Annotated in this window: 14 protein-coding genes; 2 read left to right on the forward strand and 12 right to left on the reverse strand. The window is 31.5% G+C overall.

Annotated elements, in window-relative coordinates; genetic code table 11:
• Positions 1 to 14: 14 nt before the first annotated feature.
• Positions 15 to 842 (reverse strand): hypothetical protein, encoded by an 828-nt coding sequence (locus H3Z83_RS01855; RefSeq protein ID WP_182123777.1) that lies wholly within the window; start codon positions 840 to 842, stop codon positions 15 to 17.
• A gap of 212 nt (positions 843 to 1,054) precedes the next feature.
• Positions 1,055 to 1,792, reverse strand: coding sequence for a hypothetical protein (locus H3Z83_RS01860; RefSeq protein WP_182123778.1), 738 nt, complete (start codon positions 1,790 to 1,792; stop codon positions 1,055 to 1,057).
• A gap of 273 nt (positions 1,793 to 2,065) precedes the next feature.
• Here H3Z83_RS01860 and H3Z83_RS01865 point away from each other — a divergent pair, with 273 nt between their 5' ends.
• Entirely contained in the window at positions 2,066 to 4,066 is a 2,001-nt protein-coding gene (locus H3Z83_RS01865; protein WP_182123779.1) for an alpha-ketoacid dehydrogenase subunit alpha/beta, read from the forward strand.
• Between the two features lie 70 nt (positions 4,067 to 4,136).
• Here the strand turns inward: H3Z83_RS01865 and H3Z83_RS01870 are convergent, their stop codons facing one another.
• The 10 genes from H3Z83_RS01870 to hemA form a co-directional block, all read right to left on the reverse strand.
• Positions 4,137 to 5,441, reverse strand: coding sequence for a dihydrolipoamide acetyltransferase family protein (locus H3Z83_RS01870; RefSeq protein ID WP_182123780.1), 1,305 nt, complete (start codon positions 5,439 to 5,441; stop codon positions 4,137 to 4,139).
• Between the two features lie 228 nt (positions 5,442 to 5,669).
• Entirely contained in the window at positions 5,670 to 6,572 is a 903-nt protein-coding gene (hemF, locus tag H3Z83_RS01875) for an oxygen-dependent coproporphyrinogen oxidase (protein WP_182123781.1), read from the reverse strand.
• 28 nt (positions 6,573 to 6,600) lie between these two features.
• Entirely contained in the window at positions 6,601 to 7,347 is a 747-nt protein-coding gene (locus H3Z83_RS01880) for an EI24 domain-containing protein (protein ID WP_182123782.1), read from the reverse strand.
• A gap of 60 nt (positions 7,348 to 7,407) precedes the next feature.
• Entirely contained in the window at positions 7,408 to 8,025 is a 618-nt protein-coding gene (locus tag H3Z83_RS01885) for a TlpA family protein disulfide reductase (RefSeq protein ID WP_182123783.1), read from the reverse strand.
• A 20-nt stretch (positions 8,026 to 8,045) separates the two neighbouring features.
• Complete coding sequence (gene hemE, locus H3Z83_RS01890; RefSeq protein ID WP_182123784.1) at positions 8,046 to 9,077, reverse strand: uroporphyrinogen decarboxylase; 1,032 nt, start codon at positions 9,075 to 9,077, stop codon at positions 8,046 to 8,048.
• A 1-nt stretch (position 9,078) separates the two neighbouring features.
• Positions 9,079 to 9,525, reverse strand: a complete 447-nt coding sequence (locus H3Z83_RS01895; RefSeq protein ID WP_182123785.1) for a protease complex subunit PrcB family protein — start codon at positions 9,523 to 9,525, stop codon at positions 9,079 to 9,081.
• 12 nt (positions 9,526 to 9,537) lie between these two features.
• The gene (gene hemL, locus H3Z83_RS01900; protein ID WP_182123786.1) at positions 9,538 to 10,827 is read right to left on the reverse strand and encodes a glutamate-1-semialdehyde 2,1-aminomutase; all 1,290 of its coding nucleotides are present in this window, start codon (positions 10,825 to 10,827) and stop codon (positions 9,538 to 9,540) included.
• Between the two features lie 2 nt (positions 10,828 to 10,829).
• Entirely contained in the window at positions 10,830 to 11,795 is a 966-nt protein-coding gene (hemB, locus tag H3Z83_RS01905) for a porphobilinogen synthase (RefSeq protein WP_182123787.1), read from the reverse strand.
• A gap of 3 nt (positions 11,796 to 11,798) precedes the next feature.
• Positions 11,799 to 13,385 carry a hydroxymethylbilane synthase gene (hemC, locus tag H3Z83_RS01910; RefSeq protein WP_182123788.1) on the reverse strand — a complete coding sequence of 529 codons (1,587 nt, stop codon included), beginning with the start codon at positions 13,383 to 13,385 and terminating at the stop codon, positions 11,799 to 11,801.
• The gene (gene hemA, locus H3Z83_RS01915) at positions 13,369 to 14,637 is read right to left on the reverse strand and encodes a glutamyl-tRNA reductase (RefSeq protein ID WP_182123789.1); all 1,269 of its coding nucleotides are present in this window, start codon (positions 14,635 to 14,637) and stop codon (positions 13,369 to 13,371) included. Before hemA ends, hemC begins: the two co-directional genes overlap by 17 nt.
• Positions 14,638 to 14,849: 212 nt before the next feature.
• On the opposite strand from hemA, the gene H3Z83_RS01920 reads away from it, so the two are divergent.
• Positions 14,850 to 15,737, forward strand: a complete 888-nt coding sequence (locus H3Z83_RS01920) for a helix-turn-helix domain-containing protein (RefSeq protein ID WP_182123790.1) — start codon at positions 14,850 to 14,852, stop codon at positions 15,735 to 15,737.
• The last annotated feature ends 18 nt before the right edge of the window (positions 15,738 to 15,755 follow it).

A 15,755-nucleotide genomic window follows, 5' to 3' on the forward strand; every position in this document is an offset into this window, starting at 1 on the left:
CTGAGCTTTTAAGTTTATTTAGATAGCTCGGGAACTGAAGTATAAATAAAATCTCCATGAATTGGAGTAAAATATTTTTCCATTTTTTTACCAAATTCTTTTCTTTCTGTTTCGTCTGACTTATATGCTTTAAACAAGTCACCGTTCGTTTTTCCTAATTGATCTAAATCTTCCATCGATTCTACAGCAAAAACTCTTAAAAACTCTGTTTTATCACTTCCCCAAGCATGCCCATGTTGAAAGTAACCTTTAACTTTATCATTCTTTTTAATCACATTATCAACATACTCATTGGTTAAACTATCAAATTCTTCTTTAGATCCATCTTCTGGAAATGCAAAATGACTTTTAACCACTAACCAAATTAATTCTTTATTTGCATCTTCTGGTTTTAACTGTTTTGCCTTCCCTATTGGAGCATAAATTTCATCGGAATGATTAACAGAATAATAGGCGTCTTTCTTTTTAAAGTAAGCTTTTCTTTTTGCTTCATCCGGCCAATGTGCTTTTACTAGTTCTCCGTTACGCTTATTTGCTTTATCAATAGCTTCCCAAGAATCATAAGCGTTTACAAAAATAACCTCTGAATTATCAGGTGTATATCTATGCAAATAAACAAATGAGCCTAAAAGGTGTTCATTCTTTTTGGTAACGTTATCTAAAAACTCTTTTTCAACTGCAATCCATTTATCTTTATCGAAATTTTCATAGTCCATATTCCAATGTCCCGTTGTTACGGTAATATACTTTGGTCTTTTGTTCTCATCTTGAGAATAACTGGTTGATGAAGAAACTAAAAATAGTAAGACTACTATTAATAGTTTAATTTTTACTGTTTTCATGATAGTATAGTTTTAGTTAATATAAGCTTGCTGTGCAGAGAATTAGCTTTAAAAAGTATATTAACTAACCTCTTAATGAGAAGTATTATTAAGAGGCATACAAAATTAACAAAATATAAATCACTAGAATAGAGTGTTTTAACTATTTTATTAAAAAGAAAAAGCTCAGACATTGATTATCTGAGCTTTTATATTTTATGAATGTTTGGCTATTATAGCTTTGACATAGTGCCAACTACAGTATTCTTAACCACTTTACCCATCATATCTATCTCAATATTTATTACTGATTTAATTGGGATACCAGATGCTCTGTCGATATTTGTAGATCCGGTAATTTTTGCACCAGGCATCATTGACATATTACCAGAAAGAGTTGTAAATACTTTATCTTTTGTAATTTCTTTTACTGTATAAGTTAATTCCATACTTATACCTTGATTACTTTGAGTATTTGTCCATGTTGAGCCAACAGTTACTTCTTCTTTTGGATATACAACAGTTCTATTAGATTGATTCACATACTGCTCAATTCCTGGTGTATTTGGTTCAACCTTTATAATTTTTGCCTCTCCTAAATTACTTGTTTTAGAAAACATAACTGCTTCCATCATCGGTGCTATCTGACTCTTAAATTTCTTTCCTTCTGCACTTAACTCTTCATCCTTCATATTAGAATTATAATTCACCTTTTCTTCAGCTCCTTGTAATACTTTCATTGCCATATAAGTGAAACTAGTTTTTGTAAGAAAACTTTCTTCTTCTTTACCAGTAACTTCAATATTCATATTCATGTCCATATCCATTAAAGCAACTCCCATGTCATTATTCATTTTCATTGACATTTCATAGTTAGCTCCTACCTCATAATTTAAACGCAATAATACTTTTTCTTGCGACATACTTATTGCTGATACGCTTAACAACAATACAACTAAAAATTTCTTCATCTTTATTTTTTAATATTTAAGAAGCGAATATACAAAAACCTCAGGCAGTACATTAATCGTTAATAATCTATAACTATTACTCTTTAACCCGTTGATTAAAAATGAATACACCTACCCTAAAAACAAACAATATCATAATTTTTACAACTAATTTTTAACGACTTCATATTTTAATGATAGTAAAATTAAAAAAATATCAATTTATACTTTGATTCTATATTTTTTTTAATCACATTTGAAAACAATTAATTTTCTACACCCCTGTAAATTAAAATGGATAGTAATACAAAAACTTCAATGTTATATAATAAAGGGAAACTTTCTAATAAAGTTTTACTTGATCTTTATAAAAAAATGTTAGTTCCTAGATTAATAGAAGAAAAAATGCTTATTCTTCTTCGTCAAGGTAAAATCTCTAAATGGTTTAGTGGTATTGGACAAGAAGCTATTTCGGTAGGAGTTACTTCGGCACTTACTAAAGATGAATATATTCTTCCAATGCATCGTAATTTAGGAGTATTCACCACAAGAGAAATTCCTTTACATCGATTATTTTCTCAGTGGCAAGGAAAAGCTAACGGTTTTACCAAAGGTAGAGATCGAAGCTTTCATTTTGGTACTCAAGAATATAATATTATTGGAATGATTTCTCACCTAGGCCCTCAATTAGGAGTTGCAGATGGAATCGCCTTAGCCAATAAATTAAAAAATAATCAAAAAGCCTGTGCAGTATTTTCAGGTGATGGAGGTACTAGTGAAGGAGATTTTCATGAAGCTTTAAATGTAGCTTCCGTATGGAACTTACCTGTATTATTTTGTATAGAAAATAATGGCTACGGTCTTTCAACTCCTACTTCTGAACAATATAACTGTGAACATATTGCCGATAAAGGTATTGGTTATGGTATGGAGTCGCATATTATTGATGGTAATAACATCATAGAGGTTTATACCAAAGTTTCGGAATTAGCAGAAAGTATAAGAGAAAACCCAAGGCCTATTCTAATAGAATTTAAAACCTTTAGAATGAGAGGTCATGAAGAAGCTAGTGGTACAAAATATGTACCTCAAGAATTGATGGATTTCTGGGCAGAAAAAGACCCTTTAAATAATTATAAAGAATATTTAATCTCTGAAGGAATATTATCTATTGAAGAAGATGATAAACTAAAAATTGACATAAAAGAAGACATTAGTAATAACCTTAAAAGAACATTTGATGAAGAGGTTATTTCTTCTACTATAGAACAAGAATCTAAAGATGTATATAAAGAATACGAATATGTAGAAGTAAAAGAAAACTCTGAAACTGAAAATATTCGTTTAATAGATGCCATTTCGAAAGGTTTAAGACAATCAATGGAAAAAGATGATTCTATTGTTGTTATGGGACAAGATGTGGCTGAGTATGGAGGTGTTTTTAAAATTACTGAAGGCTTTGTTGATGCGTTTGGTAAAGAACGTGTTCGCAACACGCCTATTTGTGAATCTGCTATTGTTTCTGCTGCCTATGGATTATCAGTAAATGGGATGAAAGCCGTGATGGAAATGCAATTTTCAGATTTTGTTTCTACTGGTTTTAATCCAATTGTAAACTTATTAGCAAAATCTCATTACCGTTGGAATCAAGAAGCTGATGTAGTAATAAGAATGCCTTGTGGTGCTGGGGTTGGTGCTGGTCCTTATCACTCACAAACAAATGAAGCCTGGTTTACAAAAACTCCAGGTTTAAAAGTTATTTATCCTGCATTTCCTTATGATGCGAAAGGTTTATTAATATCTGCTATAAACGATCCGAATCCTGTGTTGTTTTTTGAGCACAAGAATTTATACCGTACAATTTATCAAGATGTACCAACTGATTATTATACGCTTCCATTAGGTAAAGCTTCTTTACTAAAAGAAGGGAATGACGTTACTATAATTTCTTTCGGACTTCCTGTACATTGGGCTTTAGAAACCTTAAATAAAAACAATGATATTTCAGCAGATTTAATTGATTTAAGATCATTACAACCGCTAGATACTGAAGCAATATTTAACTCGGTTAAAAAGACTGGTAAAGTAATCATCTTACAAGAGGATTCTTTATTTGGTAGTTTGTCTGGAGAAATTTCTTCACTTATTATGGAAAACTGCTTTGAATATTTGGATGCCCCAGTTAAGCGTGTAGCAAGTATCGAAACACCGATTCCTTTTGCTGGAAACTTGGAAAAAGACTACTTACCTAAAGATCGATTTGAAAACGAGCTTAAAGAATTATTAGCGTACTAAAAGCATAGATTTATAAAATAAAAAAGCTTAGCAATATTGCTAAGCTTTTTTATTTTATATATTTCAGAAATTAAAAATCTTGATTTACATCCCAAGATTCTAAAATCTCTTTTAATGTTTTTATAAACATACCTCCAAGAGCACCATTTACAACTCTATGGTCATAAGAATGAGAAACAAACATTTTTTGTCTTATTCCTATAAAATCACCTTCAGGAGTTTCGATTACTGATGGCATCTTTCTAATAGCCCCTAAAGCTAAAATAGCAACTTGTGGTTGATTTATAATCGGTGTTCCCATAATAGATCCAAAACCACCTACGTTTGTAACGGTGTAAGTTCCACCTTGAATTTCGTCTGGTTTTAATTTATTAGCCCTTGCTCTATTTGCTAAGTCGTTAACTTGCTTAGTCATTCCCATTAAATTCAACTGATCAGCATTTTTAATTACTGGTACAATTAAATTTCCATCTGGTAAAGCTGCAGCCATACCTAAATTAACATTTCCTCTTTTAATGATTTTATCACCATCTACAGCAATATTAATCATTGGGTGTTTCTTTATAGTTTGAGCCACTGCTTGCATAAAGATTGGAGTAAATGTTAACTTCTCTCCTTCTCTCTTTAAATAAGCTTCTTTTACTTTATTTCTCCACTTAACAATGTTCGTTACATCAATTTCAATAAACGATTGTACGTGAGCAGATGTTTGAATAGAATCAACCATATGTTTAGAAATTAATTTCCCCATACGACTCATTTCAATAATCTGGTCTTCACCACTCATAGTTACTGGTGCAGATTGAACTTTTGCTTTTGGAGCTTCAACTTTAACTGCTACTGGTGCAGGAGCTGCTTTTGGTTGATTGCCTCTATTTTCTAAGTAAGATAAAATATCGCTTTTTGTTACTCTTCCATCTTTACCTGTTCCTTGAATTGTATCTAATTCAGTAACTTGTATACCTTCAGTTTGCGCAATACTTTTTACTAATGGCGAATAAAAACGATCGCTTGATGAAGTATCTACTTGTGCTGATACAGTTTCTTTAGCTACAGCTACAGTTTTTTCTATCTCAGCTACCTCTTTAGGCTCTTCTTGTTTTGGCGCACTACCAGTTCCTGCGTCATCTCCTCCTTCTGTTTCAATAATCGCTATCGTTTCTCCTACTTGAACAACTGCATCCTTTTCGAATAAAACTTCAACAAGTTTACCTTCTACTTCACTAGGTACTTCACTATCTACTTTATCAGTAGCAACTTCAACTACTGTATCATCGATATCAATAGTTTCTCCAATCTCTTTAACCCAAGAAGTAATCGTTGCTTCAGCAACACTTTCACCCATTTTTGGTAACTTCAATTCGTATCTAGCCATAGTATGTGTTTTTAAACGTTTGCGAAGTTACTAAAAACCTAGCATTTTTTTAAATTTTTAAGCATAAAAAAACTCTTTAACCTTATCTTAAATTGAATTATTCATAAAAATAAGCTAAAAAAAGAGTTTTAATTAAAATATAACGCATCAAACATGCTTTATATTATATATTTCGTATTTTAAAGCAAATAGACTGATTATCAAGCTATATACTTAAAAAAGCATGTATTACACCCAATTTTTTGGTTTCGCTAAAACTTCTAACAATTTAGCTTCTTGACTTCCTTCTTCTGGATGATGATTGTATTTCCATTGAACTACTGGAGGCAAAGACATTAAAATACTTTCTATGCGTCCGTTTGTTTTTAATCCAAATAAAGTTCCTCTATCGTGCACTAAATTAAACTCTACATAACGACCACGACGAACCTCTTGCCAATCTTTATGTGTTTGAGTGTATTCTACACCTCTTCTTTTCTCTACTATTGGTACATATGAGTTTAAAAAACTGTTTCCTACTTCAGTAACAAAATCGTAACGATCTTGCATTGAAAACTCATCAGTCTTTTTTAAATAGTCAAAAAATAAACCTCCTACTCCACGAGCTTCGTCTCTATGCGCATTCCAGAAATAGTTATCACAAGTTTCTTTAAACTTCGGATGAAAATCAGGATGATGTTTATCACATGCTTCTTTACATACGGCATGAAAATGGATTGCATCTTCATCAAATAAATAATAAGGTGTTAAATCTTGACCTCCACCAAACCATTGGGTGACGATGTCACCAGATGAATTATACATTTCAAAATAACGCCAGTTAGCATGTACGGTTGGTATAAATGGATTTTTAGGATGCAACACTAAACTTAGTCCACAGGCAAAAAAATCTCCACTTTCAACTCCAAATTGTTTTCTTAAAGCTTCTGGTAACTCCCCAAAAACTTTTGAAATATTTACCCCTCCTTTTTCAAATATATTTCCGTTTTCAATTACACGAGTTCTACCTCCTCCGCCTTCAGCACGTTTCCATAAATCTTCTTGAAATTTGGCTTTACCATCTACTGCTTCTAACCTAGAGGTAATAGTATCTTGTAACTCTTGTATATATGCGTAAAATTGATCTTTCATTTCTTTAATTCTTCTAGTGCAAAAATACTTATTCTGGTAATTCTTTTAATTGAATTTTCTTAATAGTTTGTGTAGTAGCTGCAGTTACTGATAAAGGTAAAACGAGAATAACTCCAACAACTGGTATTAATAAAAATAACATAAATACAATTCCGTTTCCTATTGCCAATCCTTTATTTCTTTTTACAAACTCAACACTCTGTTTATATTTAAAATGACGTTCTAAAGTATAATCCATATTTCCAAAACCTGCATAATATGCTTGGGTTAAAAATAATAATACAGTTGAAAATATTCCTATCACAGGAATTAAACCCAACAACAGAATAGGAATCGTTAAAAAAATCTCTCTAATTAAATTCCGAAAATTAATTCGAATACCTCTAATTAATTGTTCTTGAAAACTTGTAACTCTATGTTTATGATCTTCGCCTCTATAATAATCTTCTATTTTCTCTGATACCGGACTCATAAAAGGAGCGGATAATGCCATTACAATATGTTTATAAAGTATTAGTCCTATTATAACTATTAATAATCCGCTAAAAAAAGTGCTGATTATTTCGAATGTTTGTTTACCAAATTCCCATTTCCAAAAGTTTGCTATATAGTGCCCTATATTATCTGATAGTCCGTAAGCTAAACCTACGATAACACCTGCAGTAATTAAACTTATAAAAATCGGAATAATAAAATATCTCCAAAGTTTTAGTTTAGATATTAATTGAAAAGCTCCGAAATAAGCTTGAATTCCTTTTAATATATTTTGAATCATTTTTTAAAACTAAAAAACCTCTTTCCGTTAAGAAAGAGGTTTGCATTATATATTATAATTTTATTTTAAAATTGGTTGAATAAAAGCTTCTAACTTTTCTTCATTTATTTTGTTTACTTCATCCCATCCCATTTTTTTAGATGGAGCTAAAGCACCTCTTTTAAAATCTAAAATTCTTTTATTACTTGAAATTAAATATGCTGATGGATAATCTAACTTGTGAATAAAACCAGATACATTTAAACTAGATCTGTCTTTCATTTTTTCTTTCGAAGCAACTAAAGCTATTCTTTTATCTAATTTATCTGAAACTTTTTTAACAGCAGCTTCATCATCCCAAAAAAGCATAATAAATTCAACTTTATCATTATACTTTTCTACTATTTTATTAATTGCTGGTATTTCACCTCTAAAAGGTGCATATCTACTCGAAGCAGCAAATAACATTATTGGTTTTTTAATTTGATTAGTGCTAATCGTTTTTCCGTCGATAGAAGTAAAATCATAATTAGAAATATACTTATCTCTGATACAATTGTACACAATATCGTCTAAAACAGCTGCATCATTACTTGCAACCGAGATACAATCATCTACGATATCCTTGTAATAAATCTTTTTTTGTGAAAAACTTTGCAAAGCTGAAAACAGCATTAACACAAGTAGTAAATTCTTCATTTTTAATTATTTAAGGGGATTTAAATATCGGCCTTATACTCTTTTACCGCATCGATAAATGCCTTCGCATTTTTTAACGGGATATTAGGTAAAATTCCGTGCCCCAAGTTAACAATATATTTGTCTTTACCAAACTCATTTATCATTTGGTGTACCATCTTTTTAATTTCAGCTGGCGGAGATAATAATCTAGAAGGGTCAAAGTTACCTTGTAAGGTAATATTTCCTCCTGATAAATAACGAGCATTTCTTGCTGAACACGTCCAATCAACTCCTAATGCAGAGGCGTTAGATTTTGCCATATCTCCTAAAGCAAACCAACATCCTTTACCAAAAGCAATTACTGGAGCATCATCTTTTAATGCTTCAATTATTTGATTAATGTATTGCCATGAAAATTCTTGATAATCTGTTGGAGATAACATTCCTCCCCAAGAATCAAAAACCTGAACAGCATTTACACCTGCCTTAACTTTTGCTTTTAAATAAGCAATAGTGGTATCTGTTATCTTCTGTAGCAATTGGTGTGCCAAAATTGGTTTAGTAAAACAAAATTCTTTTGCTTTGTCGAAATTTTTAGACCCCTGACCTTGTACAACATAACATAAAATTGTCCAAGGAGACCCCGCAAATCCTATTAAAGGAATTTCATCATTCAACTTTTCTTTGGTTGCTTTAATAGCATCCATAACGTAACCTAATTCTTCATTTACATCAGGAATTATTACGCTATCTAAACCTTTTTTATCTCTAACAGGATTTGGTAAATAGGGTCCAAAATCTGGTTTCATTTCCACTTCAATATTCATTGCTTGTGGAATTACTAAAATATCAGAAAATAAAATAGCTGCATCCATTCCGTATCTACGAATTGGTTGTACAGTTATTTCTGAAGCTAATTCTGGAGTTCTACAACGCGTAAAGAAATCGTACTTTTTTCTGATTTCCATAAACTCTGGTAAATATCTTCCTGCTTGACGCATCATCCATACTGGTGGACGATCTACAGTTTCACCTTTTAATGCTCTTAAAAATAAATCGTTTTTTATCATCTTATTTTGTTACAAAGACTATCTCTTTGTTTGTTTTATTAATCTTTATTACATGAAAAGGTTGCTCTATTGCCATCGTAACCATATCTGTCGGTTTTGGTCCGGAATACTTAACAACAACTTTCATTTTATTTTTTTCTACTTTAATACTGTCTACTCCTACAGAGTAACCGCCTGTATTTTTTACTGAATCTATTAATAGTAATATGGTACTTTTAGAAAAATCAATTGTAGGAATACTATTTTGAGAAACATTTAATTTTGAAAGCATAGACTGCCATTCATTATCAGAATCAACAATTTTATTTTGCTTTTCAATATTTCCAGAACCATTCATTCTCCCTTGATATACAGAAACAAAAGAATTGTCTTCTTGAGAATTTTGATTGTTATTATTCGGACAAGAAGTTAACATAACACTAAAAAGAATAGTCACTAAAAATTTCATATTAAATCAGGTTTACATTTTTGACACTGCTTCCATTGATTTATCGATTGCCTTCGCAATTTTCTCAATATCTTTTTCAGATAAAGCTGATGATAAGAACCAGGCTTCAAACTGTGATGGAGGTAAAAACACCCCGTTATGCATCATACTCCAAAAGAACGTTGCAAACTTTTTAGTATCTGAAGTTTGCGCTTCTTCGAAATTAGTTACTGTAACATTAGTAAAAAATGGATTGATCATAGAACCAAATCTATTTACAGTAATTTCTACTCCGTATTTTTTAGCAGACTCTAACAAGAAAACTTCAATAATTTGAGCAACCTCGTTAAATCTCTCATACGGATTTTGCCTCTTTAACTCTGTTAATGTTGCAATTCCTCCTGCCATAGCAATTGGGTTACCAGATAAAGTTCCTGCTTGGTACATTCCTCCTAACGGCGCCACCATTTCCATAATTTCATTACTAGCACCATAAGCTCCTACTGGGAATCCTCCTCCGATAACTTTACCTAAACAAGTAATATCAGCTTCAACATCAAATAACTCTTGAGCTCCACCAAATTTTGAACGGAAACCTGTCATTACTTCATCAACAATCAATAAAGCTCCTTTAGATTCTAAATATGCTTTTAATTCTTTTAAGAAATTATTTTGAGGAGTAACTACACCCATGTTTCCTGCAACTGGTTCTAAGATAACACCAGCAATATCATCATGCTCTTCGAAGTGTGCTTTTACACTATCTAAATCATTATAATTAGCAATCAACGTATTTTTTACAGCTCCTTCAGGTACACCTTTAGAACCTGGTAAACTTAAAGTTGCTAAACCAGAACCTGCTGCTACTAATAAAGCATCTTGATGCCCGTGATAACAACCAGAAAACTTAATGATTTTGTCTTTTCCTGTAAATGCACGTGCTAAACGAATTCCACTTAAAACAGCTTCGGTACCAGAGTTTACAAAACGAACTTTATCCATTCCAGGAAAAGCATCACAAACAATCTTCGCTAATTTGATTTCATTTTTTGTTGAAGCTCCGAATGAATAACCATTCTTTAAAGCTTTTGTAATTGCTTTTTGTACTTTTTTATGACGGTGACCTAAAATCATTGGTCCGTACGACAATACTAAATCTACGTACGAATTGCCATCAACATCGGTAATTTTAGATCCTTTTGCTTTCTTGATAAATAAAGGATTACCTCCTACAGAAGCAAATGCACGTACTGGTGAATTTACCGCTCCTACTAAGTTTACTAACCCTTTGTTATATAATTTTTGTGAATTTTTAAATTCCATAATTATCTTTTTTGTAAAATTCTAGCTGCTTCTTTTGCGAAATAAGTAATAATAATATCTGCTCCGGCTCTTTTCATAGAAAGTAAACTTTCCATCATTACTTTTTCGCCATCAATCCAACCTTTTTCAGCAGCAGCTTTAACCATTGCATACTCACCACTTACATTATAACATGCAATCGGACGATCGAAACTATTTTTTAAATCTCTAATAATATCTAAATACGATAAGGCTGGTTTTACCATTAAAATATCAGCTCCTTCTTGATCATCGAAAGTTGCTTCTCGCATTCCCTCATCTCTATTTGCTGGATCCATTTGATAGGTTCTTCTATCACCAAAAGTTGGCGCTGAGTCTGCAGCATCTCTAAACGGACCGTAAAACGCTGATGAATACTTTACAGAATATCCCATAATTGGTAAATTAGGGAAACCTGTATTATCTAGAGACTGACGAATCATATCTATAGTTCCGTCCATCATTCCTGATGGCGCCACCATATCTACTCCTGCTTTTGCATGAGAAATTACTTGCTTTGCAATGTTTATTAATGTTGCATCGTTATCCACATCATTATCATGAATGATTCCGCAATGTCCGTGTGAAGTATATTCACAAAAACATACATCAGTAATTACATATAAACTTGGATAATTCTTTTTGATAAAACGAATTGCTTGTTGCATAATTCCATTATCATTCCAAGTTTCTGTTCCTGCATCATCTTTTTCAGCTGGAATACCAAATAACAAAACTGCTGGAATATCTAATTCCACCACTTCATCTAATTCTTTTGAAATCCTATCTAAAGAAAAACGCTTGATTCCTGGCATAGAAACAATTTCTTTTTCTATGTTTTCTCCTTCTTCAATAAATAAAGGATAGATTAAATCATCAACAGATAATTTAGTTTCTCTAACCAATCTGCGAATTCCTTCTGTTTTTCTAAGCCTTCTTGTTCTGAACATAGTTTATGCTTTTACAAAATGTAAATTCACCATTTCAATTACACTCTCTACAGTTGGTAAGTTTGCTACTTGAACATTATCGAAATATTTACGAGCTTCTTTTGCAGTACTTTCTCCAATACAAAAAGCGATTTTATTTGCTTCGTTTTTCTGCATATAGCTTTCTACTGTTGAAGGACTATAAAATAAAACTCCACTTACTTTGTCTTCAACTTTTTCAGAACTATACATTGTTTTGTACGCCTCAACTTCGTTGACAGTAATTCCGTTTTCTTTTAAAATAGTTGGTAAAGTATCTAAACGTAAATCACTACAGAAATAAGTAACTTCACCTCCATTAATCTCTTTAGAAAGGTAATTTGCTAATTTTTCAGCATTTCTTTCTGACTTTACAACATTTCCTATTTTCTGCTCGATTAACTTTTTCGTTCTACGGCCAACACAATAAATGTTCTTAAATTTTAACTCGTCAGCAGTAAAAGAATTCGCTAAAGCCTCTACCCCATTCTGACTTGTAATAACAACATTTTCTATTTCGCTTTTTACAACCTTAGGTGCAATACGATTGAAACGTATTTTAATAAAGTCACTGTCTTGAACTGCTACTGAAGTTGGTAATAATTTCTTTTGAACTTCTGATAACTTCTTTGTTGAATAGATAGAAAATTCTTTTTCTATCCCTTCATCTTCAGCCATCAATTGCTTACCACCTCTATTTATTATGTAATCAGCACAATCTTTTGCTAAGAACTTATGACGTCCGACTTTAGCATTCTTAGTTACCGATAATTTCTTTTTACCATCTCTACTTAATAATAAACCTTTAAAGTTTATTTCTTCAGTTTTAGCATCAACGTATGCCAAAGCACCAATAGGCGCTGTACATCCACCCTCTAAACGATTTAAAAAATCTCTTTCTATACCAACACAAACTTGAGTTTCGTAATGGTTTAATTGTTCACATGCATCTTTAGAAAAATCATCGTTATCTAAAACAGTAATCATAATTGCTCCTTGTGCTGGTGCTGGAATCATCCAAGAAAGATTAATTGCTCCTGCTGGACGCTTACCTATTCTTTCTAATCCTGCAGCTGCGAAAACAGCTCCGTTCCATTCGTTGTTATTTAATTTTTCTAAACGTGTATTTACGTTTCCTCTTAAATCAACAACCTTATGCGTTGGATAACGATTTAACCATTGCGCTTTTCTACGTAAACTACCTGTTGCAATGACTCCGTTTGGCTGACCGAAAAACTCTTCGTTATCTTTCAATACCAAAACATCGTTATAATTTGCACGTTTTAAAACTGCTCCTTGTACAATACCTTCAGGTAAAACTGTAGGAACATCTTTCATAGAATGTACTGCAATATCAATATCGCCATTTAACATAGCGATATCTAGATTTTTAGTAAAGATTCCAGTAATACCTAATTCATACAAAGGTTTATCTAAAATGATATCTCCTGTAGATTTAATCGGAACTATCTCGCATTTATATTCTAATTCTTCTAACTCTTTACGAACTTTATTCGCTTGCCACAAAGCCAATTGGCTTTCTCGTGTACCTATTCTAATTATCTTCTGCATGGATAGTTTCTAAATTTGTTCCAAACACCTTAGCCATTACTTCTATACTTTTATTTACAGAAGTTTCTTCGTCTTTTAAGTGTTTTACAAACTGTGTAGTTATTTTTTGAATGATTCTTGATGTGATTACCTCAGCTTGAGATTCATCAAAATCTTTTATTTTTTTCTTGTGAAATGCTATTTCGTCTTGTTGAATTGTTTTCAACGATTCCTTTAACGCAGCAATTGCTGGCACAAACCTTCTATTATCTAACCATTCTTGAAACTCAAAATTATGGACCTCAATAATTCCTTCAGCAACGGGTACTTCTTGTTGACGGATTGCTAATGTTTCATCAGTAATTTTAGATAACTCATCAACATTTATTAAAGTTACATTCTCTAAATCAGCTACTTCTTTCGATACATTTGCTGGCATTGATAAATCTAAAATCAATAATTCTTTATTAGTTAAGATATGATCTCTTTTAATAGTAGCTTCTGATGCTCCTGTTGAAACAATTAAAACATCAGCATTTGCAATCTCTTTGTTTAGGTTTTCAAACTTAGCTCCTCTAATTATCGGATGCTCCTTTACAAACTCCTCAGCTTTCTCTTCAGTTCTATTAATTAAACTTACCGATTTATTTTGAGTGTACTCTGCTAAATTTTTACAGGTATGCTTTCCCATTTTACCCAATCCAAAAACTAAAATATTTTTTGAATTGTAGTCTGTAAAGTTTTTTATGATGTATTGTACTGCTGCGTAAGAAACCGAAGTTGTGCCCGAGCTTAATTTAGTTTCGTTCTTTACACGCTTACTCGCTTGCATCACATGATTTAACAAACGTTCAAAATAAGCATTCGTTGTTCCTACTTCTTTTGCTTGTTTAAATGCTTGACGCAACTGCCCTACAATTTCGTAATCTCCAAGTATTTGACTATCCAACCCTGTTCCCATTCTAAACAAATGATTGATAGCTTCTTTATTTTTATATACATTAGATACTTTAGCAAACTCTTCAACAGAACCATTAGAAAATTTACAAAGCATACTAATTAATTGAAAAGGATGCTCAGCAAAACCACATATTTCAGTTCTGTTACAAGTAGACAATACAAAAATACCGTCCATCCCATTTTTTTTAGCTTCTTTTAAAAGTTCAATCTGGTTTTCTTTAGAAATACTAAACTTCCCTCTAATACTAGCATCTGCTTTTTTATAGCTAACGCCTATGTTGTATAAATTGTTATGATGTTTATCTCCTGTCATTAAAGTCTTCTTCAAAAAAGGTCGGTCAAAAATATAAATATTCACAAATAAAAAGTATCGCTGAAAGAACTTTAAATGTCGTTATTTGATTTTTAGTATAAAAAAACTTAAAAAGTTATACAAATGTGTATTTTTGCAGTAGAATAGGCTATTAAACACATTTTTATTTAGAGTCATTCCAAATAAAATGATTTTAAATTATCTTTTGATCTATGTCAAAAAACATCGCAGAAAGTACATTTAGAGAAGTTACCTTAGAAGAAGGTTTTTTTGTCCTAAAATTTCAGAACAACTCTAACGAAACTGAGTATTATAAAAGAGATATAGACAACTCTTATATACAATTACATTACTGTGTAAAAGGTAATTGCAAGTTTCATTTTAACAATAATAATTATACATTTAATGTATTAGATAAGCATTCAATATTCTTATACAATCCGCAACAAGAATTACCTATTAACTTAGAAATTCTACCAAAAACATCATTAATATCGGTTTTAATATCAATCGAAAAGTTTCATGCTTTATTTTCAAGAGAGGCTAGCTATATTCCTTTTTTAAGTGACGATAATAAAAATAAGAAGTACTACGATAACGCTGAAATTAAACCGAACACTTTAATAGCTCTTCAACAAATATTAACAGCAAAAAATCATAGTTCTATGAGAGACCTTTATATAAAAGGTAAAACATATGAGCTTTTGAGTTTACATTTTGATAGTGGAGAAAACACAGAAAGTGAATACTGTCCTTTTTTAGTTGACGATAGAGAAATACTAAAAATAAGACAAGCCAAAGACATCATCATAGCAAGAATGAGTGAACCCCCAAGTTTACAAGAACTAGCAACAGAAGTTGGCTTAAATCTTAAAAAACTAAAAGAAGGTTTTAAACAAATTTATGGAGATACTGTTTATAGTTTCTTGTTTGATTATAAAATGGAACATGCACGTAAGCTTTTAGAGAGTAACTTACATAACGTAAACGAGGTTGGGTCGCAAGTAGGCTACAGTACTTCTAGTCATTTTATTGCAGCTTTTAAAAAGAAATTTGGAACTACACCAAAGCAATATGTAATGAGTCTTAACAATCAATAATCAATTCTTGAAACTTAT

Origin of the sequence: Tenacibaculum pelagium, from assembly GCF_014062345.1 — a bacterium.
Taxonomy (GTDB): domain Bacteria; phylum Bacteroidota; class Bacteroidia; order Flavobacteriales; family Flavobacteriaceae; genus Polaribacter; species Polaribacter pelagius.

What these genes read in the sequence shown, in the direction of transcription:
- hemF (WP_182123781.1), bottom strand. Translation starts at nt 6,572, where the DNA reads ATGAAAGATCAATTTTACGCATATATACAAGAGTTACAAGATACTATT.
- H3Z83_RS01920 (WP_182123790.1), top strand. Translation starts at nt 14,850, where the DNA reads ATGTCAAAAAACATCGCAGAAAGTACATTTAGAGAAGTTACCTTAGAA.
- H3Z83_RS01870 (WP_182123780.1), bottom strand. Translation starts at nt 5,441, where the DNA reads ATGGCTAGATACGAATTGAAGTTACCAAAAATGGGTGAAAGTGTTGCT.
- hemA (WP_182123789.1), bottom strand. Translation starts at nt 14,637, where the DNA reads ATGACAGGAGATAAACATCATAACAATTTATACAACATAGGCGTTAGC.
- hemB (WP_182123787.1), bottom strand. Translation starts at nt 11,795, where the DNA reads ATGTTCAGAACAAGAAGGCTTAGAAAAACAGAAGGAATTCGCAGATTG.
- hemC (WP_182123788.1), bottom strand. Translation starts at nt 13,385, where the DNA reads ATGCAGAAGATAATTAGAATAGGTACACGAGAAAGCCAATTGGCTTTG.
- hemL (WP_182123786.1), bottom strand. Translation starts at nt 10,827, where the DNA reads ATGGAATTTAAAAATTCACAAAAATTATATAACAAAGGGTTAGTAAAC.
- H3Z83_RS01885 (WP_182123783.1), bottom strand. Translation starts at nt 8,025, where the DNA reads ATGAAGAATTTACTACTTGTGTTAATGCTGTTTTCAGCTTTGCAAAGT.
- H3Z83_RS01865 (WP_182123779.1), top strand. Translation starts at nt 2,066, where the DNA reads ATGGATAGTAATACAAAAACTTCAATGTTATATAATAAAGGGAAACTT.
- H3Z83_RS01880 (WP_182123782.1), bottom strand. Translation starts at nt 7,347, where the DNA reads ATGATTCAAAATATATTAAAAGGAATTCAAGCTTATTTCGGAGCTTTT.
- hemE (WP_182123784.1), bottom strand. Translation starts at nt 9,077, where the DNA reads ATGATAAAAAACGATTTATTTTTAAGAGCATTAAAAGGTGAAACTGTA.
- H3Z83_RS01895 (WP_182123785.1), bottom strand. Translation starts at nt 9,525, where the DNA reads ATGAAATTTTTAGTGACTATTCTTTTTAGTGTTATGTTAACTTCTTGT.
- H3Z83_RS01855 (WP_182123777.1), bottom strand. Translation starts at nt 842, where the DNA reads ATGAAAACAGTAAAAATTAAACTATTAATAGTAGTCTTACTATTTTTA.
- H3Z83_RS01860 (WP_182123778.1), bottom strand. Translation starts at nt 1,792, where the DNA reads ATGAAGAAATTTTTAGTTGTATTGTTGTTAAGCGTATCAGCAATAAGT.